Here is a 21,093-nt window from a genome sequence, read left to right as displayed (position 1 = left end):
CGAAAAAAGTTTCGGCCGGGCGATCTACTCATAGCGGATGCCGTTCGAGGCCGTCTCCATCGCGTTCCAGTCCAGAATGCGGAGAGTCTGTCCGTTTCGTTCCAGGATCCCCCTTTGGGCGAAGGCATGCATTACCCTATTCAAGTGTCGGTGCGTGGTGCCAAGCAAGGTGGAGGTAAAGCGGGCGTTCGTCATTTCATGCTGCCTAATATAATCAAACGACAGCCCGATGAACAGGCATTCGATAAGGGCTTCAATCTGGGATTGGACAGGAACGTCTCGAACAATGCTGCATCATGAAGTCGTTTCATGGGTTTCTTTTGCGCTCCCTTCTCAACTGGACAATTGTCCTTCTCATTATACGATCAACTGCTATGATAAGAGCAATGAGAAGATACAGAAGGAAATGGACATGAAATTCGTATGATAAATGGATTTTACTTAGGGTGGGGGCATTCCTCATCCTTTTTTGCTTAGGCCGGAATTAACAAAAAATGTTTAATATTCCGCGATCGTACACAGGAAATCCATGATTCTCGTGTAATTATTTATATTAACTCGCGAGTAGGTTCGACCGATAAATTAATTATTCCATGATCGATAAGGAGGTAATGGTGTTGAAGAAAAAACGGCTGTATTTTGCGGCAGCAATGTTGCTCACCTTGAGTTTAGCGATCGCACCCGTCACGCAAGCGGCAGGCATCACGATGCAAGTCAACGGGATAACCAAGCCTGTGGATGTTGCCCCGGTTATGGTTAAAGGCAAAGTGCTGGTGCCCATTAAGCATGTAACCGAAATATTGGGCCTGTCCATTCGGTGGGATGCTTCTGCCAAGAAGATCACAGCCGTTCGAGGCGATGTCTCTGCCGAGCTGGTTCTGGGCAGTGATGTGGCTACGGTGAGAAACGACACTATCGTCACAAAAGTGAAGCTGGACCAGCCTGCCAGACTGTTGGATAACAGGGTGATGGTTCCGCTTCGTTTTTTGGCGGAAGTGTTTGGGGCTAAGGTGCAGTGGAACCAACAAAAGCAGCTGGTTAGCATTGCGTATGGCAGTGGCGGGGGAACTCAGGAGCAGGGGCAGCCGGGTCCGGCAGGCCCGCAGGGTCCAATAGGCGACCCTGGCGAAATGGGCCCGCAGGGTCCACAGGGGCCTCAAGGGCCCCAAGGTCCGCAAGGTCCGTCCGGGTCTTCAGGATCTTCGGGCTCCCAAGGCCCAGCTGGCCCAGCCGGGCCTAAGGGCGATCCAGGCCCCGCGGGAGCCCCGGGTCCGAAAGGCGATAAGGGGGATCAAGGCGAACAAGGCCCGGCAGGTCCGCAGGGTGAAAAGGGGGATCAAGGGGATCCTGGACCTCAGGGAATCCAGGGCGATAAGGGCGACCTCGGCCCGGTAGGGCCCCAAGGTCCGCAAGGGATACAAGGATCTCCGGGACCCCAAGGCCCCGCAGGTCCAGCGGGGCCTGTTGGACCTGCCGGAGGGAGTTCAACAGGGACTTATGCTTATGCAGGGAATATGACAGGGGCTACGGTGGCAGTACTTCTCGGTGGGACCCTGGTTCCTCTGCCGGACAATCCGAAGGCAGCAGGAATCACAATAAATGGAGCTACAGCAACTTTTACGGTTCATGAAACAGGGACTTACTATATTTCTTACACGATTAATTTAATGTCAGATTTGCTTATGGGCTCAAGGATTACTCGAAACGGTATCCCAATTATGCAGAGTGACGAAGCTCCAATTAAGTCGAAATCGCATTTTCAAGCCCAATTTATAGAACAATTGAATGCAGGCGATGCGCTTAATCTTCAATTGTATGGTGTATTAGGTGCTGCTACCCTTGCACAAGGCAACGGCGCCTCCTTAACGATCATCAAATTAGCCGATTAGAATTCGGGTCCAGCCAACCACCGGCTGGGCTCTTTTTTATTTGCGTGGATGGTGGTGCGCAGAAGGATAATCCGCAGCCTTCGAGAATATCATGTGGCATAGGCGTGAGGGAAACGGGAAGGTGTTGATGTAGGGGTGTCGACATACGAGTATTATAAAGAGATTTTCGCGGAGATTCCGAAGCCGTTCGCTTTGGTGGATCTGGACATGCTGGACGACAATGCCGAAGCAATTGCACAAGCGGCTGGGGGGAAGAAAGTGCGGCTGGCCAGCAAGTCCATCCGCTCCGTGGACGTGTTGAACCGTATCCTTCGTTCGAACCCGATCTTTCAAGGAATCATGTGTTATACGGCAGCGGAGGCCGTATTTCTGGCGGAACAGGGCTTTGACGATCTGCTGCTGGGATATCCGCAGTGGGAGCCGGAAGCCATTCGCTCCATCGTGAATCTGGTCGGCGAAGGTCGCAGCATTACCTTCATGGTGGACAGCGTGGAGCATGTCGAGCACATCGAACAGTTCGCCAAACAACAGCGGACCGTGATTCCACTATGCATCGATGTGGATATGTCGGTCCAATATCCAGGTCTGCACTTCGGTGTATGGCGATCGCCCGTCCATTCGTGGGAGGGCATGTACCCGATAGTGGAGCAGATTATCCGCTCTCCATGGCTCCACCTGGACGGCATCATGGGGTACGAGGCGCAGGTAGCAGGCGTTGGGGATAACGCAAACGGTAAGCATATGAAGAATACCATGGTCCGGTGGCTGAGAAGCCGCTCCATCGTTGAAGCGGCCAAGCGGAGGAAAGAAGCCGTGGAGCGGCTTGCCGCCATGGACCTTCGGCTCCGCTTCGTGAATGCAGGGGGAACCGGAAGTTTGGACAGCTCCCGGGAGGAAGCTTGGGTAACCGAAATTACGGCCGGCTCAGGCTTCTATGCGCCGGGTCTGTTCGATCATTATGCCTCGTTCCGTTATAAGCCGGCAGCGGCCTATGCCGTAGAGGTGGTTCGCATCCCGAAGGCAGGGATCGTGACCTGCATGGGAGGAGGCTACACGGCATCGGGTACGGCAGACAAGGATAAGCTGGCGAAGCCTTACTTGCCTTCAGGATTGAAGCTGTTCCCGCTTGAAGGGGCCGGGGAAGTGCAGACGCCGCTGCGTCTGCCTGCCCATGTGGAGCTTGGCCTGGGAGACCCGGTGTTCTTCCGCCATGCGAAGGCCGGCGAGCTGTGCGAACGGTTCAAGGTGCTGTATGCGGTCTCGCAAGGCCGCATCGTAGGCGAATATGCAACCTATCGCGGAATGGGGGAGTGTTTTCTATGAAGCAGGTCCAGTGGTCGAATTGGTCGGGATCGGTACGAGCCAATCCAAGAACGGTGTTGTATCCTGCCTCCATAGCGGAAGTCGAAAAAGCGGTCCGGATGTGCCGGCAGGAGGGCAGGCGGCTGCGAGTGGTCGGTTCAGGGCACTCTTTTACCCCCATTGCGGCATCCGAGGACTGCCTGATCTCCTTGGACAGGATGCAGGGCCTGGTCCATGTCGACGCCGAAGCCCGAACCGCCACCGTGTGGGCAGGGACGAAGCTGAAGCTGTTGGGCGAGCTGTTGTTTCGGCAGGGGCTGGCCCAGGAGAACCTGGGGGATATTGATGTTCAGTCCATTGCCGGCGCCATTAGTACAGGGACGCATGGTACGGGCCGGGCCTTCGGGAATATATCCACGCAGGTTGTCGGAATGACGGTGGTCACCGGTACGGGCGAGGTGCTGGAGTGCAGCGGGGAGTCGCACCCCGATTGGTTCAAGGCGCTGCAGGTATCCTTAGGTACGCTCGGCATTATCGTGCAAGTGACGTTGAGGCTTGAGCCGGCTTACAAAATCGAATATGAAAGCCGGAGAATACCGCTCGACGAATGCTTGGAACAGCAGGCGCGATTGGCGGAGGAGAACCGTCACTTCGAGTTTTATTGGTTTCCTTACGCAGAGCCGTGCCAGATCAAGCTGATGAACAAGACGGACCAAGAGGTGAGGGAGCATCGGATCAAGGATTATATCAGCGACGTGTTGGTGGAGAACACCTTCTTTGGTCTGATCTCGGAGCTGTGCCGCAAGCTGCCCAAAGCAAGCCCGCATGTGAGCCGTCTCTCGGCGTCGCAGGTTCCGCTGGGTCGCAAAGTGAATTACAGTCACCGGTTATTCGCGACCCGGCGGCTCGTTCGTTTCAACGAAATGGAGTATAACATTCCCGCGGAGTCGATGAACGCGGTCATTGAAGAGATGCGTGAAGAAATGTCGCGAAACAAGTACCATGTGCATTTCCCCGTAGAATGCCGTTATGCCAAGGGCGATGATATTTGGTTAAGCCCCGCCTACGACCGGGATTCCGCCTATATTGCGATCCATATGTACAAAGGCATGCCGTATGAAGATTACTTCAGTGCGATGGAGCACATCTTCCTGCGGTACGGCGGCAGGCCGCATTGGGGAAAAATGCATCATCTCGAGGCTGCTCAATTGAAGGAGCTGTATCCCATGTGGGAAGCATTCCGCGCGGTTCGGCAAGAGCTGGACCCGGACGGTATCCTGCTGAGCGATTATACGGGCAGACTGCTTGATGTATCCGGGCCGATTTCCGATTCGTTCAGTGATATTGGATAGAATTCACAACAGATTTGATACCCAATTGAAATTGCCGCATAGATCGCATGCCTGGTTCGAATCGCCCTTGAGATGGCAGCACCACCTTCCAACGCCCCAGGGCGATTTTTTTTGTCCACCGCTACTTGTAATAAGCGGCAGAAACGTGAATAGAGCCATTCCTAAACAGGGAGAATAAGCGTCGGTATGCTGTCCGCATCAGTTCGAACTTGGATTTGGAAATCCATTCCGGATGGACAAGCAGAAGGATCTTCTTTATAATCAATAAATAGTTACCCAAGGTAACTAATTTGAACGGAGGTCTCGAATGGACGCCCACAGACACTTTTTTCATAAATACTTTACGTTGTATCGCCCTTTCGTCAATGAGCTTAATCGTAAGCTCGAAGACTACAACCTGTATTATGCCCAGTGGTCCATCATGTACTATCTGGATTTTTATCAGTCGATGACTTTGGTGGAGCTGTCCAGAATGCTGTACGTGGAGAAGCCCACCGTCACCCGAACCGTCAACGCGCTGATCAAGCTGGACTATGTGGAGCAAATCCCGGTGCGGGATAAACGGGAGAAGCGCATTCAGCTATCCAAGGCCGGAGCTGACGTCTTCCTGCAAATTCGCAAGATATTTGACCAATATGAACAGGAGATTATGGAAGGCGTTTCTGAAGAGGATCAAAGGGCGGTCATCCGCGTGATGGAGACGGTCAGGGACAACATTATTAGAAAAGGTGATTAACTTGGAGCAAGCAGACTCGCGAGAACGATTGTGGAGCAAGGACTTTTTGATTGTGTTCGGCGTCAATTTCCTGCTCTTTTTATGTTTTTACTTATTAGTGGTGATCATGTCCTCATATGCAAAGAATGAGTTTCACGCATCGACGGGAATGGCTGGCCTGGCTTCCAGCATTTTTGTCGTCGGCGCATTGATTGGACGGTTGGTCGGAGGCAGCATCATAGAGCGGGTCGGCCGCAAAAAACTGCTGTTTACCGGTCTGATCGCCTTCAGCGTTCTCATCGGTTTGTACTTCGTCGTAAACAGCTTGAGCGTGCTGCTCGTTGTCCGTTTCTTTCACGGTATCGCCTTCGCCCTTGCCTCAACGGCAACAGGCACGATTGCGGCCAGCCTGATTCCGAATTCGAGAAGAGGCGAGGGTACAGGCTACTATGGCGTGAGCATTATTATCGCTTCGGCAATTGGCCCTTTTATCGGCCTGATGATTAACGAGCATGCTTCGATGATGGCAAACTTTACGCTGTGCGCCGCGCTAGGGGTGCTTTCGCTGCTGGCGGCTTTCTTTATGAACATACCGAAACTGAAACTGACCGCGGAGCAGAAGAAGGATCTGCAAGGGTTGAAGCTATCCAACTTTATTGAGCCGAAGGCGGTGCCGATTTCGCTGGTCAGCTTTGTCATGGGGTTCGGGTATTCCAGCATTTTAACGTACCTGATGATTTTTGCCGGGCAGATCAGTCTGGCCCAAGTGGCAAGTTATTTCTTTATTGTCTATGCGATTGTGGTCATTCTGTCGAGACCGTTCACGGGTCGCTGGTTTGACCAGAGAGGGGCCAATGTGGTGATGTACCCGGCCATTCTATCGTTTGCGATCGGGATGGTTCTGCTCAGCCAAGCCCATCAGGGCCTGACCTTGCTGCTCTCGGCCGTATTCGTCGGTCTGGGCTACGGCACGACGCAGTCCAGTGCTCAGGCCCTGGCCATTAAGCGTTCGCCGGCGCACCGGATCGGGCTTGCGACATCGACCTTTTATATTTTCGTGGACGTGGGCATCGGGTTTGGCCCCTTTATACTCGGCTTCCTGACGCCGCTTGTCGGTTTCCGGGGCATGTATATCGCGATGGCGGTCCTGCTAGCAGCGGGAATCGTCCTCTATCATATCCTGGTTGGGAAAAAGGAAAACGACGGGAACGACGGACATGCGGTCGTGCATTCATCAACGATTTAAACCCATGAAAGACTGCCTTTGGGCAGTCTTTTTTTGTATAGGCAGGTACGAGGCTGCAATCGGATTAAATAGGATCGAAAAGGAGACTCTAAATAGAAAAAACGAAAAAGGTGAACGCGTATGAAGCCACGATTCTTCATCTGCCTGCTGCTCTCAGGCGGATTGATTCTATCAAGCCCGGGAAGCAGCACAGCTTATGCAGGGCCACAGGACAAGCCTAGAGAGCAGCAGCTTGAGAAGGCCATGCTGCAGCAGCTATATCCGGTTATCCGGTCGTCCCTTCAAGACATATATAAGGAGACGTATCCTGTCTTTGGCTGCGAACGGATTCTATCGATTAACGAGCGGACGACGATGAAAGAGGATAACCAACAGGCCAGTCCGGTTGATGCGGTGCACGGGGCAAGCTATTTTGAGATTACGGTGGGCCTATGCAAGGGAAGCGGGGAGAAGATCGAGCTGCGTTTCAAGAACGATACGCCAACGGCGCAGTATTATTTGGATTTGTTCCATGTGAGGTAGAAGTTATTCCAGACGTGGCGAGCCGAGAAAGAATGATTTTAATCATTTTTTGCGAATCACAGGGCTTCATCCTATAGTAAAATTAGTCATGATTTGTGATGCTGCCCATTACCGGGCGCATGAAGGAGTGAATGACCCATGGCGCATGCAAATGATGTATTAATGAATCAGCTGTTAGCGAACGCGAACGATCCCAGCTGGCACGTCCCGTTCCAGCAATCCGTGGAGGAACTGACGGAGGACGAAGCGTTTTGGACGCCGGCCAATGGCAGCCACAGCATTGCAGAGATCATACAGCATCTGTTGTATTGGAACGAAACGTGGCAGACGCGGTACCGCGAATCGCAAGTCGATGCCGTTCCTTCGATTGGAGACAACCATAATAGCTTCATGATTCCGGATAACGCGACTTTTGCCGAGTTAAGGGACCGGCTGCTTGAGGTTTTGCTTCAATGGCAGGAGCTGTTGTCGGCGGCCAAGCTTGAGCAGGAAGTGAACGGATTCCCAGTACCGGCCAAGTGGTGGGAATTGGTGAGTAATGCGGCCACGCACAATGCTTATCATATCGGTCAAATCGTGTATATCCGGAAGCTGCAGAAGAACTGCAGCCCGTTGGAATGGTAACCGCGTTTTTTTCACGCCTGCGCACGAAAAAATGCATGGATGGTACCCGAATCATCCCTGGGCCCAACCATGCACCTCGTTTACAACGCTTCTTTAATTACCCGTTTATAGAACATGACCGACAACAAACCGAATATGGAGTACAGCGCCGTATACAGGAGCATTACCATAACCATCGGCAGCCACAGCTCGGTTCCGAAGAAGAACCAGCCGGATTTCACGGCGAAGTAACTGTGGGACAAGCCGACGACCAGCGGTATGCCGAAGTTGAACAGCTGCTTGATCTGAATCCCCGTAAGCAGGTTCCCTTGAGTGAATCCCAGTTTTCGAAGGATCGTGTAATTCGGCTTCTCCTCTTCGCCTTCGTCCATCTGCTTAAAGTACAGGATACATCCTGAAGTAATCAGGAAGGTGAGTCCCAGGAATCCCACAATAAACATCATCAAGCCCATATTGCTCTTCTGATTGAAGATCATTTCCGCCTGAGAGAGGTTCCCTGTTCGCTCGCTAATGCCGAGATCTTTAAAAATTTGATTCGCCTGATCCATGGCGATCGGATCCACGATATCGATGCCGTGATAGACATTGGTTTTCTTCTGGATCTTCGGATCCAGATCCTGAACCAGCTGATCGAATACGGTCTGGTCCACAATCGCCGTCGGCAGCCCGCCGCTTGCATAATAATAGGATACGTAGGCTTCCTTGTCCAAACCGATCAGCTTCTGCTTAAAGCTTTGTTTAGGGCTTATGAGCTCAATTTCCCCTGTGGTCTGAATCGCCATGAATTGCTGGATCGCGTCACTGTATCCCGTGAACAGCGTCTCACCGGGGGAAACATCCTTGCCCTTCACGCTGGCATCACTGATTACCGGGATGATCATGGAACTGGAATCCACTTGCCCAGATACCTCCAGGCTGGCCCCAATAATCTGGGATATGTCAGCACCTACCTGAATCACGTCGCGGTTGGTCTGCTTAAATTCGATATCTTCGTCGGTTAGCGCCTGCATGAAAACTGCGAGATCGTTTTGATCCGCTACCGCAAAATGATTGGGCACGCTCTGCTCGGCCGATTTCTCGGCGGAATAGTACGAAATATAACTAAGAGACAGCAGTCCGATCGCGAGCGCGGACACGGTCGTAATGATCGTTAACAGCAGCGCGTTCGATTTCATGCGGAACATGATGGAGGACAGGGACAGCACATTATTCAGGGACAAGTAACCGCCCTTGCTCTTCCGGATCGCGTTGAATATAAAGCTGACCGACCCTTTATAGAACAGATAAGTCCCGATGATCACCGCCCCCAGGATCAGGATCATGGCCATGAACAGCTCGTTCATGGTGGTGAAATCTCCGCTGAACAGCTTGGTCGACACATAGTAGCCAAGAAGTATGAGTCCGATGCCGAGCAGGCCGAGCAGCATTTCGGCGAAGGACATTTTCTTAATTTGGTTCTCGGTCGTCGATACCGCGCGGAAGAGGGATAGAATGCTCTGCCTTTTGATGAACGTATAATTCATGATCATGATCAGCACATAGATGACGGCAAACACAATCACGGTCTGGATGAGGGCCTCGGTCGAGAAGGAGAGGGCTGCTTGGGTGTCTACGCCGGTCACCTTGAACAGGATCATCAGAATTAAGCGCGAAGCCGCGAAGCCGGCAAAGATGCCGATGACCATGGAGCCGAAGTACAGAATCAGGTTCTCCGCACTGAGGATCCGGAAGATCTTGCCCTTGGTCAGTCCGATGAGCTGAAACAGTCCGATTTCCTTGCTGCGCCGTTTGATGAAAATCGTGTTGGCATACAACAGGAAGATCGCCACGATGGCCACGAGCAGCACGGAGGCGGCTCCAAGCGCAGCAGCTCCCTTTATGGAGCCTTTCGCTTCATCCATTGCGGGATCATATTGCAGCGTGACAAACGCGAAGTACAGACCCACGCTGAAGATCAGCGCAAATACATACAGATAATAGTTCTTGATATTCTTCTTCAAATTCCGGTAGATCAGATAATTAATGTTCATTCTGAACACCGCCTAGCACGCCTTGAGTCTTGATGATGTCGTTGAAGAAGGCCTGCCGGGATTGCTCACCCTTGTTCAGCTGGGTGTAGATCTGTCCGTCCTTAATGAAGACTACCCGGGTGCAATAGCTGGCCGCTACGGGGTCATGGGTAACCATGATGATCGTGGAGTCGATCTTCTGATTTAATTCGCTCAGCTTGTTCAACAGATCGGATGCGGACTTCGAGTCCAGCGCTCCCGTCGGCTCATCGGCAAAAATAATGCTCGGATCGTGGATGAACGCGCGGGCCGCGGAGGTCCGCTGCTTCTGTCCCCCGGAGATTTGGTTCGGATATTTATCCTTGAGTTCGTAGATGCCAAGCTCGGTCGCGATTCTTTGGAATTTCTGATCGGCTTCTTTTTTGGATACCTTCTTAATGGAGAGCGGCAGCAGGACGTTTTCTTTGACGGTCAGCGTATCCAGCAGGTTATACTCTTGGAAAATAAACCCGAGATGATGCTTGCGGAACTCGGCCAGCTCCTTCTCCTTGAGGCCCGTAAACTCTTTGCCCTCGATTTTGATGCTGCCGAGGCTCACTTTATCGATCGAGGAGAGCACGTTCAGCAGCGTGGTTTTCCCGGAGCCCGAAGCGCCCATGATGCTGACGAACTCGCCTTTGTCCACGCGGATGTCGATGCCCTTCAGCACTTCCTGTTTATTGAATTTGTTGCCGTAGCTTTTATGAATTTGGTTTGCTTCAAGAATTGCCAATTTCACTCACTCCTTTGTTGTCTGTCCTTATCATAAAGGAGTCGAGGGCCCTTTTCCTTCGATTCGCCGAACAAAGCGCAAAAGCATGTGACATTGTTGTCACATGCCGGTAATGCTTACGAAATCATTCCGTTTCGGAAAGATCAAGGTAAAGGTTGTGCCGATGCCCGGCTTTGATTCTACCTGGATCCGGATCATCAAGGCCTCGGCTACTTTTTTCGTCAGATAGAGCCCCATGCCGGTTGCGGCACTATCCTGATGCGAGGTGGTGGACGTGAAGCCTTTATCGAAAATCCGGGGCATGTCCTTCGGATCAATGCCGCGTCCGGCATCCCGAATGATGAGTCTGACATGGTCGGCCACGAGATCGCTCTCGATGCTAATGTCCGAAGCGGAGCTGTATTTGACCGCGTTGGTCAACAGCTGGCGGATGATAAAGCCCAGCCATTTGGCGTCGCTCAGCACTTCCGCTGCCTGCAGGGAAACGTCAAAGCCGATGCCCTTTTGCATGCACCAGGTTTTGAGCCCGCGGATCTCCTGAAAGATGATCGGCTCCAGGGCGGACACCTCGATCAGCAGATCGTTCTGGATAAAAGGGATGCGCTTCTGGTGCAGCTGCTGGTCAAGCAGCAGGTGAATTCGGAGCCATTCATACTGGAGCTGCGCTTTCAACGTTTCGTCTTCCATGCGTTCGATCATCAATTGCATCGTGGTGAGCGGCGTTTTCACTTCATGAATCCAGGATAACAGCTCGTCCTTCTCCCCTTGCATCTCCATCAGGCGCATGGAGGATTCCTTCTTGAAACGCTCGGTCTGCAGGGAGAGCATGTCCATGGCGATCGCCTCAAAGGGGTGCTCCGGCTCGCTGATGGCGGCTAAGTCGTAGGTGTCGTCCCATGCCTGGAGACTTTTGTAGAACTTGGTTTCCCGGTTGTATCTGACGAACAGAAACACCAGGAAGAACAGCGTCGACAGAAACACGATATAGAGGATGGGCAGGAACGGGATTTGGGCGTCCACCGCGGCTATAAACAGAAGCATCACCTGCAAGAACACGAATAACAGAATCCAGCTTAGCCGTTCCCGGATATAGGCCATCATCATGCGTGGGCCTCTTCCGTGGCGATGTAACCTTGTCCCACCTTGGTTTCGATGTAAGGGTCAAGTCCCAAGGGCTCCAGTTTCTTGCGAAGACGATTCACGTTGACCGTTAACGTATTATCGCTGACAAAATGCTCGTTGTCCCAAAGGCTCTTGATCAGGTCCTCCCGGCTGACGATCTTGTTCTTCCGCTCCATGAGGATCTTCAGAATGAACATTTCATTCTTTGTCAGTTCAGCGGTGCCCTGAGGGCTGCTTATCGTATTTTTGCCGAATTCGACGGTGGCTCCGCGCCAGGTTCTCAGCTCGGTCCGCTCGGTGTTGTAATTGTATACCCGGCGCAGGGTGGCCTGGATTTTGGCAATCAGGACATCGAAGTGAAACGGCTTCTGAATGAAATCGTCGGCGCCCAGCTGCATCGACATCACCATATCGGTGGGATGATCCCGGGAGGACAGGAATATAATCGGGACGTTGGAGTGGGAACGAATCATTCGGCACCAATGGAACCCGTCGAATTTCGGCAGCTGGATATCGATAATGACCAGGTCGGGCTGAATCGCCGTGAACTCCTGGAGTACGGCGCTGAAATCGCGGACGCCATAAACGTCATACGACCATTGCGAGAGACGCTCCTGCACTTCATGGAACAGGGTCACGTCGTCTTCGATCAGCATAATTTTAAACAAGAGATTCACCACGCTTTAAAAGGTTGTTCAAACCGCACTTCATGAATGTGCGCTGTTCCGTCATGATTTTCATTCCCCAGTGTATAGCAAAAAGTCGATATATGCTATCTTGAGGCGCCTTCCCATGCGCATACATGACGAGGCTTAAATACCTATTTACAAACATTTCCTCCCTTCCCATAATAGAAATGAGCCTATGACCTGGGAGGGGACGAATATCAAAATGTATAAGAAGTTCAAATGGTTGACCTTACTCATTGCAGCCGTGTTGGTCGTTATGACAGGATGTCAGGCCGTCGGGGGACTGGATATCAACAAGGCGATGCTGACCAGTCTTGATGTGAAATCCAGCGAATCCAGCGCAAGTATTCGATTCGAGGTGGTGCCTGCGGACAAGGCCCTATCGTCTGAAGATAAAGAAGCGATTGATCTTATTAATTCCTTATCCTTGAATATCGACCATGCCATCGTGGAGGATAGCAATACGGTGTCCATTCAAGGCAGCGTTCATTATTCGGACAAGAAGATTCCGCTTCATCTGTCCATGGATGCCAAGGGAATGGCGATTCAATTGGACGGCGCCAAGCAGCCGTTCTATCTGTCGATGGATACAACCGTTCCGGGAATGCCGGACACCAGCCAGTATGAGCAGGCGATTCAAGATGTCGTGAAGAAGGCGGCAGGACTTGTGCTGAAGCATTTCCCGAACCCGTCCAAAGTTTCGGTGAAGCCGGTCCAGGAGAAGGTGAACGGAGAGAGCTTGAACCTGACGCATCTTCAGATGGAGCTTACGGGCGAAGAGATTTTGAACATGGTTAAGCCTTTCGCCGAAAGCCTGCTTAAAGACGAAGCCGGCTTGAAGCAGGTAATCGGTGATGGTTATGACGCCATTTATCCGATGATAACCAGCATCGGCGAGGCATACGGCGAAGACGTTGAACTCCTGCCGCAGGAATCCAAGGAAGAGGTCGTCGCGTCGCTCTACGAGATGGTGCATGGCGCACTGACCAAATTTACGGAGAATTATGATGAACAGAAGGAGCAGTTATTGGAGGAGCTTCCGGGATCCGAAACCGTCTTCGGCAAGGATACGATCCTCAAACTGGACTATTACTTCGACGAGCAGCTGAATACGCGCAAGAATGCGCTGGAGCTGACCGTCGCGCTTCCGGCATCCGAGGACCTGCCATTGAAGGCCTTCAAGGTGTATTCCGAAGGTGAGGTCTGGAATATCGGCGGCGCAGTGAAAGCCAATAAGGTCGACACGTCCAAAGGCGTGCTGGACGTCCTGAATGAATCCGTGACGCCGGGTCAAGTGCTGCGGAACTTCGAGAAGGATTCCCTCATTTATAACGTGCTGAAGGATGACCTGAAGATTACGCAAAAGTCGATGTATTTGAATATCTCGAACGAGGATTATGGATACGGCGCCATCAAGAAGAACCATCAGAGCTTCGTTCCGCTCCGTTACTTGGCAGATCAGCTGGATGCCGAAGTGAAGTGGACCAAAGGCTCGAATAAAATTAAAGTCATCAATGATTTGACGGGAGAAGAAATCGTGGTGACCGTAGGCTCCAAAAAAGCCAGCGTTGGCGGTAAAAGCGTGACGCTGCCGGAAGCGCCATTCGTTCATAGCAACGGATCTACCTACGTTCCGCTCCGGTTTATGGCCGAAGCGCTCGGCGCAACGCTTCATCTCGAGGGCGATGGCTGGATTTCGGTCGAACGCGATTAACGGTTTTTATATCGATAACGGGGTCGGCAACGCCGGTGACTGTTATGAAAGAATTTGAAGTATAACGGGGCTGTTTCCCGTCATCCCCGGATGACGGGAAACAGCCTTTTTGTTGTTACCCTCCTTCATCGCGCTAACTGTACCGGTACAGTTAGCGTTATTTCAAATCGTAACGAAGTCTTTCCTGCCGTAAGATAAGTAACAAATGCACCGGCCCTCTAGGTTAGACATAAAAAAGAGAAGATGAAGGAGATACACAATCATGAATATACCGCATACAAGCCGTGCCTATGCCGCCGCTTTGGGATATACGGCCATCATTGGTTTTTCGTTTATGTTCGTAAAGCTGGCCCTGGTCCATGCTAACCCGCTGGATACGCTGGCGCATCGGTTTACCATTTCGTTCTTAGCCGCATCGCTGGGGCTCCTCATCGCCCGCAGAAAGGTCCCGATGGATCTGAAACGGCTGCTGACCATCGTGCCGCTGGCCATATTCTATCCGTTCCTGTTCTTTACGCTGCAAACCTTCGGGTTAGTCTATACCAGTTCGGCCGAGGCCGGAATTATCCACGCTACCGTACCGATCTTTACGCTGATCTTGGCGTCGCTGTTCTTGAAGGAGTGCTCCAGCTGGGCACAAAAGCTGTTTACCGTGTTGTCGGTAACGGGAATCATCTCCATCTTTGTGTTGAAAGGCGTGTCCTTCGAGCAATCGAGCACGCTCGGGATTGTGCTGATTCTGCTCTCTGCGCTATCCAATGCCGTTTACAGCGTGATGGCCCGCAGGATGACGCAGAAGCAGTCGGTACTGGATATCACCTTCATCATGTCGATGATCGGATTTGTGCTGTTTAACCTGATGTCGGTCGCTCAGCATGCGGCGCAAGGGACGCTCGTCCATTATTTTGACCCGTTTATGCACTCATCCTTCGTGTGGGCGGTTCTTTATCTCGGCGTCTTGTCATCCCTGGGAACATCGCTCCTGTCCAACTATGCCTTGTCCCAGATCGAGGCGTCCCGGATGGGCATCTTTAACAATCTGGCTACCGTTGTCACGATTTTTGGAGGCGTCGCCTTCTTGAATGAAAAGCTGGCTTACTATCATGTCATCGGAGCAGCGCTCGTCATTGTCGGCGTGATCGGGACCAGCCTTGCAGGCAGAGCCGGGAACGCTAAGAAACAGCTGGCCCGGAACGAATCCAAGCCTGCTTAAAATATCTCTTCCGATTAAGTGTAAGCGAAGGATCATCAGGACCTCTAGAGCACCACTGTTGTCAAACCCCAAAGAAATGGGCTTGAGATATTAGGCATTACCTAATAAAATTAGGTATGAGCTAATATTTTGAGAACGGGAGGGTGACCCTTTGCTCGAATGGATGTTACGTAACGTGATGGCAGAGAGAGGGATATGGTCGGGAGCGGCTTTGGCGCGGCTGATGAAAGAGAAGGCGGATTACAGCCTGTCGGCTGCTTCCATTAGCGCATTGCTGACGAACCAGCCCAGGCAGATGAAGGCAGAGACGTTAGATGCCCTTTGCACAACCTTAGAGTGTACTCCAAGTGACTTATGGGTGCATACACCTCCTTCCAAAACTAAGGGGGCTTAAGTGAATGACGGTAAAACCTATTGTGCCATTCGGCGATCCCATCCTGCGCAAGGTGGCCCGGCCGGTCGATTCCGTGAATGCCAGAGTATTAAAGATACTGGATGATATGGTCGAGACGCTGTACGACAGCGATGGGCGCGCCGGCCTTGCAGCACCGCAAATCGGCATTTTGCGAAGGCTTATTGTCATGGACTGCGGAGAAGGGCTGATCGAACTGATTAATCCTGAAATCGTGGAGATGGACGGGGAACAAATGGGCCCTGAAGCGTGCCTCTCCTATCCGGGCTACTACGGATACGTGAAGAGAGCCGACAAAGTGACGGTGAAGACATTGAACCGGCAAGGCGAGACGATAATCCTGAAAGGCGAGGATTATCTGGCCAGATGCATGCAGCATGAGATTGATCACCTGAACGGCATTTTGTTTGTGGACCATGTTCGGGATGGATGGTTGTATCATGAGGAGACGCATCGACGCATCGAGCTGCTGCCCGTCATTGGTTTATCCAATACAGGCTCATAGGTCCATAGAGACCAAGGGCAAAATGAATAGAACGGCCGGATCGATATCCGGCTGTTTTTTTATTGGTTATGGCTGAGAATGTTGATGCTTGACGGAATAGGAAAGCCGTGATATTATTATCTTAAATTAAAGATGTTTTAAATCGAAATAATAAATGAATCAGATTCGACACACACTTTACAATATAAGAGACGGAGGCGTTTAACTATGAACGGATTAAAAGGAATTCACCACGTAACAGCCATTACGAGCAGTGCCGAGAAGAACTACGAGTTCTTCACCTATGTGCTGGGCATGCGGCTCGTGAAGAAGACGGTTAACCAGGACGATATTCAGACATACCATCTGTTCTTTGCGGATGACAAGGGCAGTGCAGGCACGGATATGACCTTCTTCGACTTCCCGGGTATTCCGAAGGGCAGACACGGTACGGACGAGATCTACAAAACCTCGTTCCGTGTTCCTAACGATGCGGCGCTGGAATATTGGGTCAAGCGATTTGATCGGATGGACGTGAAGAATCAAGGCATTCAAGAGTTATTCGGCAAAAAAACACTCGCTTTTGTTGATTTCGACGATCAGCAATATCAACTCATCTCCGACGAGAACAATGAAGGCGTGGCTTCGGGAACGCCTTGGCAGAAGGGGCCGATTCCCTTGGAGCATGCGATTACAGGACTTGGCCCGGTCTTTGTGCGGGTGTCCAATTTCGATCATTTCAAAGAAGTGATGGAGAAGGTGCTTCAGTTTAAGGAAATCGGCAAGGAAGGCTCGCTTCATCTGTTTGAGGTTGGTGAAGGCGGCAACGGCGCGCAGGTGGTTGTCGAGTACAACGCCGTGCTCCCACGGGCCCAGCAGGGCTTCGGTACCGTTCACCACGCGGCCTTCCGGGTAGAGGACCGTTCGGTGCTGGAGCACTGGATCAAGCGTCTGGACGACTTCCAATTCCATACGTCGGGCTTTGTCGACCGCTATTTCTTCCAGTCCCTGTACGCACGCGTCGCGCCGCAAATTCTGTTCGAGTTTGCCACCGACGGTCCGGGCTTCATGGGGGATGAGCCGTATGAAACGCTGGGCGAAAAATTGTCCCTGCCTCCATTCCTGGAGCCGAAGCGCGAGCAGATCGAGAGCATGGTTCGCCCGATCGATACGGTGCGCAGCACGAAGGAATTCGTGAAGGAATGATGCAATGAATCTCAAGAAGCAATCCGCTTGTTCATGACAAGGGCGGATTGCTTTTTTTGTGCCACCGAAATAACGGATCTTACGGTCATTCCCATGTATCCGAACCGAAAGGATGGTCCACGATGTACAGCCAGCTTCCATCGGGCTGTTGTCTCACGATCTCGGAGGTATGTCCTTGCAGCACCAGCGGTTGGCCGTCCGGGTCGGTCGTTTGCAGGGTGAACCGAGCGCGCAGCATAGCGATATTTTCAAACGGGATACAGTATACATTGGTGGAGACCATGGCGCCTTTGAGCCGCAGCAGTTCCTCCAACGTATGGCGGAAGGAATGGGTTCCGATTTCCAGGCTTCCGTTTCGGTGGACATGAACGCCGTTCGGTTCATACAGTGCCAGCAGTTGATCGATATCCCCGCTATTATACGCGTCTGCAAAAGCTGCATTCATATCTTCCGGCCTCCGGACTGGTTTTGAAGGATTTGATGGTTTCATTGTATCTCCTCTTTCTGTAAGATGATAATCAATAGCCTATCTGAAAAAGAAAGCCATGGTAAGTACGCAGAATATGGTGACCTAGTCATCTATTCATGACCAAGGGAGTTGAGGAATAGCAATATGCCCTATCAGGATGAGAGTTTTGGGTGTCGGCTGAAGTCGGCCTGCACATGATTAGCGGAAAGTGGAAGCCTCGAATACTATATGAGCTGTTTCAGGAAACCCGCCGTTTCGGTGAGCTACACCGGAGAATACCTGAAGTATCACGTCACGTGCTGACCTTGCAATTACGGGAGTTGGAGGAGAACGGCATTGTGAAGCGGACGGTGTTTCATGAGCTGCCTCCCAAGGTGGAGTATTCGATAACGATGTTTGGCCGACAGTATGAAGCGGTGTTGGAGCAGATGGTCATTCTGGGCCAGCGGTATATCGGATCTCAACAAGATTCTAAGGGGAAATAACAAACGATAGCTTTGATCGGATGAGTATCCGATGCAGCACGCATTCAGCGATTAAGTACATCAATTCTGGTTTAAATACAAATACTGTATGGGAAAACGATGACTTATTTGCTGAGGTGGGGCTTGTGAAAGGAAGTTTACTGAAGAATATCGTGTTTTCGGTATCAGCTGTCATTATTGCCGTGTTGGCTATTCTGGGGGCCGTCAAGCCCGGGGCTTTCGGTGAAGTGGTGGGGCGTGGCCGAACCCATGAGCCACTTTTTTAAGACGCCCTTCGGAGGCGTCGAAGCACAAGGCGTCGAAGCGGCACGCGTGGCTATGGGCTATTCCTTTTTTCACTGGGGGATAAGTCAATGGTCCGTGTTTGCCCTAGTCGGGCTTGTGATTGCGTTTCTACAGTTCCGTAAGCAGAAGGATGGGCTGGTGTCTACCGCGCTGGAGCCTGTTACCGGTTCAAAGCGCAGCGTCAAGAATATGATTGATATCCTGGCGGTCATTGCAACGGTCATGGGTATCGCTACTTCGATCGGACTTGGCGTTCTGCAAATGAGCGGCGGGTTGAATACCATTATGGGAATTAACAATGGCGTAGGGCTGCAGTTATTGATGCTGGGGATTATTTTTGTCGCTTACATGATCTCGTCGACGACGGGATTGGACAAGGGGATTAAATACTTAAGCAACCTGAACCTCGGGATGGCGCTAGCCTTTTTATTGTTTGTGTTTATCTGCGGCCCCTCCGTATTCATCTTGGAGACGTTCACATTAGCGCTTGGCGACTACATTACGAATTTCGTTTCGTACAGTTTAAGGCTCCAACCCTATGCGGAAGGCACATGGGTACGGGAATGGACGATATTCTACTGGGCGTGGGCCATTGCTTGGTCGCCGTATGTGGGAGCCTTCGTGGCGAGGGTATCCAAGGGAAGAACGGTTCGCGAATTCATTGTGGGCGTGATGGTTGTACCGCCGGTCATTGCCTGTCTCTGGATCGCCGTGTTCGGCGGAACGGCCATCTGGTTTGACCTGCACGAGAACACCGGGATAGCGGCAGCCGTTAACGCGGATGTCACGTCGGCGCTGTTCCAATTGTTCAACCAACTGCCTTTCGCTTCCGTCATGAACGTGCTGGCGATTATACTTATACTGACGTTCCTGGTAACGTCCGCGGATTCGGCAACGTATATATTAGCCAGCATGACCACTTATGGCAGCTTGAACCCTCCCCAAACGGCAAAAATCGTGTGGGGCACGCTGATGGCAGCCATTGCCGGCGTCCTGCTGTATGCAGGTGGCCTTGAAGCCTTACAGACCGCTTCGCTGATTGCGGCATTGCCGTTCACCGTACTGCTGCTTCTGATGATCGTTGCGGTAGTGAAACTGCTGAGCCGAGAGCCGCTTCCGATTCGCAAAGCCGATCTGAAACGGTTTCGCCGTCTCGAAGAGGCAGCAAACCGTGGGAAGAAGTGAGACAAGCGCGAGGTACAGCAAAGTTCAGAAGAATTGGATTCAAGAGGGCACTCATGCGGTGTCCTCTTTATTTTTATGAAAATGAGCCCGGATATGACAGCAGCCATAACCAAACCCATATAACACAGAATCGAAAAAGCCCCCATCACACCCGCGGGCGTGCAATGAGAGCTTTGGAAGTTCGGCATAAAGTATCCGTAAATCCATGTTGACCCGAGTGCAAGCAGATCGCCCGCGTTGGAGGTTAACACAATCTCACGCGCGGCGAATTGGCGGGCACCTCAAGCGGGGCCGTTCTCGGACTCATATGTAATGGTTCCGGGATTGCCGCAGACGCTAAGAATGAACAGCAGTGCGATAAACGGGGTGAGCAGCTTCTTCGTAGTTGTCGTTATGTTCCGCCGTTTTGAGGATGTCCTCTTTTTCCCCTTTTAATAGATTGTAAGTGATGCAGATCGGCTTCGCCGTGCGCGGATCGCGGCCGATCTCTGCGTCGATATGGAATACTTTCTTTAATACTTCGTGCGAAATGACGGATTCCGGATCGCCGGCCTGAATGATATCTCCATCCTTCATTGCGATAATGTAATCCGCGAATCGGGCAGCCTGGTTCAAATCGTGCAGAACCATGACGATGGTCCGCTCTTGTTCGATATTGAGCCTCTCGAGCAGTTCCAGAATCTCCAGCTGATGCGCCATGTCCAGATACGTGGTCGGCTCGTCGAGGAAGATCATTTCGGTCTCCTGCGCGAGTGCCATCGCAATCCATACCCGCTGGCGCTGTCCGCCGGACAGGGCATCCACCGAACGGTATTTATAATCCTGGGTGCCGGTAACCTCGAGTGCCCAGTCGATGACGTCCATATCCTGCTTGGTCAAGCGGCCAAAACCGCGCTGATGGGGATAGCGCCCGTAGGATACGAGTTCGCCCACCGTTAATCCGCCCGGACCTTCCGGAGTCTGGGGCAGAATGGCCAGCTTCTTCGCCAGAAGCTTGGTGTTCATCTTGGCGATTTCTTCCCCGTCCAGAATGGCTGCACCGGATTGATAAGGAATGATGCGGGTAACAGCCTTCAAAAGAGTGGATTTGCCGCAGCCGTTAGGCCCAATGATGGTCGTGATTCTTTTATCGGGAATATCTACGTTAAGACGATTCAATATCAGATTCTCGCCATAACCGACGCTTATTCGATCTGTACTTAGGCGAATCATCATTTCACCTCCAGAGTAGTTAGCTATCAAACGATAATGATTCTCAATTTCATCCATAAATATAATGTGAGGCCGCACCGTTGTCAATAAATATCTTAATGGAAATTTCAAATAATATTCATGTTTCAGCCGAAAAATACCCATATATAGTTCAGTGGAATATTACAGGCCTACATCTAGGCGAAA

At 51.7% G+C, this 21,093-nt stretch carries 21 protein-coding genes; 14 read left to right on the top strand and 7 right to left on the bottom strand.

Annotated features, from left to right (window positions below; all coding sequences use genetic code 11):
• Positions 1–24 precede the first annotated feature (24 nt).
• Positions 25–195, bottom strand: a complete 171-nt coding sequence (locus AC3RCL_RS31035; RefSeq protein WP_228468825.1) for a helix-turn-helix domain-containing protein — start codon at positions 193–195, stop codon at positions 25–27.
• 416 nt (positions 196–611) lie between these two features.
• Here AC3RCL_RS31035 and AC3RCL_RS31030 point away from each other — a divergent pair, with 416 nt between their 5' ends.
• The 7 genes from AC3RCL_RS31030 (at position 612) to AC3RCL_RS31000 (ending at position 7,650) form a co-directional block, all read left to right on the top strand.
• On the top strand, positions 612–1,889 hold the full coding sequence (locus tag AC3RCL_RS31030) for a BclA C-terminal domain-containing protein (RefSeq protein ID WP_492533824.1): 1,278 nt from the start codon (positions 612–614) through the stop codon (positions 1,887–1,889).
• Positions 1,890–2,024: 135 nt separating this feature from the next.
• On the top strand, positions 2,025–3,212 hold the full coding sequence (locus tag AC3RCL_RS31025) for an amino acid deaminase/aldolase (RefSeq protein WP_492533822.1): 1,188 nt from the start codon (positions 2,025–2,027) through the stop codon (positions 3,210–3,212).
• The gene (locus tag AC3RCL_RS31020) at positions 3,209–4,543 is read left to right on the top strand and encodes a D-arabinono-1,4-lactone oxidase (RefSeq protein ID WP_492533820.1); all 1,335 of its coding nucleotides are present in this window, start codon (positions 3,209–3,211) and stop codon (positions 4,541–4,543) included. Before AC3RCL_RS31025 ends, AC3RCL_RS31020 begins: the two co-directional genes overlap by 4 nt.
• Positions 4,544–4,850: 307 nt before the next feature.
• The gene (locus tag AC3RCL_RS31015) at positions 4,851–5,279 is read left to right on the top strand and encodes a MarR family winged helix-turn-helix transcriptional regulator (protein WP_192570246.1); all 429 of its coding nucleotides are present in this window, start codon (positions 4,851–4,853) and stop codon (positions 5,277–5,279) included.
• Positions 5,272–6,504, top strand: coding sequence for an MFS transporter (locus AC3RCL_RS31010; RefSeq protein ID WP_492533817.1), 1,233 nt, complete (start codon positions 5,272–5,274; stop codon positions 6,502–6,504). Before AC3RCL_RS31015 ends, AC3RCL_RS31010 begins: the two co-directional genes overlap by 8 nt.
• Before the next feature lie 120 nt (positions 6,505–6,624).
• Entirely contained in the window at positions 6,625–7,026 is a 402-nt protein-coding gene (locus AC3RCL_RS31005) for a hypothetical protein (RefSeq protein WP_277747343.1), read from the top strand.
• A 138-nt stretch (positions 7,027–7,164) separates the two neighbouring features.
• Positions 7,165–7,650 (top strand): DinB family protein, encoded by a 486-nt coding sequence (locus AC3RCL_RS31000; RefSeq protein ID WP_492533815.1) that lies wholly within the window; start codon positions 7,165–7,167, stop codon positions 7,648–7,650.
• Between the two features lie 80 nt (positions 7,651–7,730).
• Here the strand turns inward: AC3RCL_RS31000 and AC3RCL_RS30995 are convergent, their stop codons facing one another.
• The 4 genes from AC3RCL_RS30995 to AC3RCL_RS30980 all read right to left on the bottom strand — a co-directional run bounded on the left by AC3RCL_RS30995 (position 7,731) and on the right by AC3RCL_RS30980 (position 12,221).
• A complete protein-coding gene (locus tag AC3RCL_RS30995; RefSeq protein WP_492533813.1) occupies positions 7,731–9,680 on the bottom strand; it encodes an FtsX-like permease family protein in 1,950 nt (649 codons plus the stop codon).
• Complete coding sequence (locus AC3RCL_RS30990; protein WP_009591195.1) at positions 9,670–10,431, bottom strand: ABC transporter ATP-binding protein; 762 nt, start codon at positions 10,429–10,431, stop codon at positions 9,670–9,672. Before AC3RCL_RS30990 ends, AC3RCL_RS30995 begins: the two co-directional genes overlap by 11 nt.
• 99 nt (positions 10,432–10,530) lie before the next feature.
• Positions 10,531–11,535, bottom strand: coding sequence for a sensor histidine kinase (locus AC3RCL_RS30985; RefSeq protein ID WP_192570250.1), 1,005 nt, complete (start codon positions 11,533–11,535; stop codon positions 10,531–10,533).
• Positions 11,532–12,221 (bottom strand): response regulator transcription factor, encoded by a 690-nt coding sequence (locus AC3RCL_RS30980; RefSeq protein ID WP_492533810.1) that lies wholly within the window; start codon positions 12,219–12,221, stop codon positions 11,532–11,534. The genes AC3RCL_RS30985 and AC3RCL_RS30980 overlap by 4 nt, the downstream gene beginning before the upstream one ends.
• 223 nt (positions 12,222–12,444) lie before the next feature.
• On the opposite strand from AC3RCL_RS30980, the gene AC3RCL_RS30975 reads away from it, so the two are divergent.
• From AC3RCL_RS30975 to AC3RCL_RS30955, 5 genes are all read left to right on the top strand, one after another.
• Positions 12,445–13,956: a copper amine oxidase N-terminal domain-containing protein gene (locus AC3RCL_RS30975; RefSeq protein ID WP_492533808.1), complete on the top strand. Its 1,512-nt coding sequence runs from the start codon at positions 12,445–12,447 to the stop codon at positions 13,954–13,956.
• A gap of 268 nt (positions 13,957–14,224) precedes the next feature.
• Positions 14,225–15,169 (top strand): DMT family transporter, encoded by a 945-nt coding sequence (locus AC3RCL_RS30970; RefSeq protein ID WP_492536503.1) that lies wholly within the window; start codon positions 14,225–14,227, stop codon positions 15,167–15,169.
• A 151-nt stretch (positions 15,170–15,320) separates the two neighbouring features.
• Positions 15,321–15,563 (top strand): helix-turn-helix domain-containing protein, encoded by a 243-nt coding sequence (locus tag AC3RCL_RS30965; RefSeq protein WP_036659432.1) that lies wholly within the window; start codon positions 15,321–15,323, stop codon positions 15,561–15,563.
• A gap of 4 nt (positions 15,564–15,567) precedes the next feature.
• The gene (gene def, locus AC3RCL_RS30960) at positions 15,568–16,086 is read left to right on the top strand and encodes a peptide deformylase (RefSeq protein ID WP_492533805.1); all 519 of its coding nucleotides are present in this window, start codon (positions 15,568–15,570) and stop codon (positions 16,084–16,086) included.
• A 207-nt stretch (positions 16,087–16,293) separates the two neighbouring features.
• The gene (locus tag AC3RCL_RS30955; RefSeq protein ID WP_492533803.1) at positions 16,294–17,271 is read left to right on the top strand and encodes a ring-cleaving dioxygenase; all 978 of its coding nucleotides are present in this window, start codon (positions 16,294–16,296) and stop codon (positions 17,269–17,271) included.
• Between the two features lie 85 nt (positions 17,272–17,356).
• On the opposite strand, the gene AC3RCL_RS30950 is transcribed toward AC3RCL_RS30955, so the two are convergent.
• On the bottom strand, positions 17,357–17,716 hold the full coding sequence (locus AC3RCL_RS30950) for a YybH family protein (protein WP_492533801.1): 360 nt from the start codon (positions 17,714–17,716) through the stop codon (positions 17,357–17,359).
• Positions 17,717–17,910: 194 nt separating this feature from the next.
• Between AC3RCL_RS30950 and AC3RCL_RS30945 the strand changes: the two genes are divergently transcribed.
• Complete coding sequence (locus AC3RCL_RS30945; protein WP_492533800.1) at positions 17,911–18,225, top strand: winged helix-turn-helix transcriptional regulator; 315 nt, start codon at positions 17,911–17,913, stop codon at positions 18,223–18,225.
• Positions 18,226–18,447: 222 nt separating this feature from the next.
• Entirely contained in the window at positions 18,448–19,695 is a 1,248-nt protein-coding gene (locus tag AC3RCL_RS30940; protein WP_492533798.1) for a BCCT family transporter, read from the top strand.
• Positions 19,696–20,031: 336 nt separating this feature from the next.
• Here AC3RCL_RS30940 and AC3RCL_RS30935 read toward each other — a convergent pair whose 3' ends face one another.
• On the bottom strand, positions 20,032–20,907 hold the full coding sequence (locus tag AC3RCL_RS30935) for an ABC transporter ATP-binding protein (RefSeq protein ID WP_192572728.1): 876 nt from the start codon (positions 20,905–20,907) through the stop codon (positions 20,032–20,034).
• Positions 20,908–21,093 lie beyond the last annotated feature (186 nt).

It is taken from the genome of Paenibacillus sp. MT86, from assembly GCF_058792535.1.
The sequence above is the reverse complement of the archived record's forward strand: the minus strand, read 5'-3'. Positions and strand labels throughout refer to the sequence as shown.

Excerpts from the sequence above, each read along its gene's own strand:
- AC3RCL_RS31035 (WP_228468825.1), bottom strand. The coding sequence starts at position 195 with ATGACGAACGCCCGCTTTACCTCCACCTTGCTTGGCACCACGCACCGA.
- AC3RCL_RS31030 (WP_492533824.1), top strand. The coding sequence starts at position 612 with ATGGTGTTGAAGAAAAAACGGCTGTATTTTGCGGCAGCAATGTTGCTC.
- AC3RCL_RS31020 (WP_492533820.1), top strand. The coding sequence starts at position 3,209 with ATGAAGCAGGTCCAGTGGTCGAATTGGTCGGGATCGGTACGAGCCAAT.
- AC3RCL_RS31015 (WP_192570246.1), top strand. The coding sequence starts at position 4,851 with ATGGACGCCCACAGACACTTTTTTCATAAATACTTTACGTTGTATCGC.
- AC3RCL_RS31005 (WP_277747343.1), top strand. The coding sequence starts at position 6,625 with ATGAAGCCACGATTCTTCATCTGCCTGCTGCTCTCAGGCGGATTGATT.
- AC3RCL_RS31000 (WP_492533815.1), top strand. The coding sequence starts at position 7,165 with ATGGCGCATGCAAATGATGTATTAATGAATCAGCTGTTAGCGAACGCG.
- AC3RCL_RS30995 (WP_492533813.1), bottom strand. The coding sequence starts at position 9,680 with ATGAACATTAATTATCTGATCTACCGGAATTTGAAGAAGAATATCAAG.
- AC3RCL_RS30985 (WP_192570250.1), bottom strand. The coding sequence starts at position 11,535 with ATGATGATGGCCTATATCCGGGAACGGCTAAGCTGGATTCTGTTATTC.
- AC3RCL_RS30975 (WP_492533808.1), top strand. The coding sequence starts at position 12,445 with ATGTATAAGAAGTTCAAATGGTTGACCTTACTCATTGCAGCCGTGTTG.
- def (WP_492533805.1), top strand. The coding sequence starts at position 15,568 with ATGACGGTAAAACCTATTGTGCCATTCGGCGATCCCATCCTGCGCAAG.
- AC3RCL_RS30955 (WP_492533803.1), top strand. The coding sequence starts at position 16,294 with ATGAACGGATTAAAAGGAATTCACCACGTAACAGCCATTACGAGCAGT.
- AC3RCL_RS30950 (WP_492533801.1), bottom strand. The coding sequence starts at position 17,716 with ATGAATGCAGCTTTTGCAGACGCGTATAATAGCGGGGATATCGATCAA.
- AC3RCL_RS30935 (WP_192572728.1), bottom strand. The coding sequence starts at position 20,907 with ATGATTCGCCTAAGTACAGATCGAATAAGCGTCGGTTATGGCGAGAAT.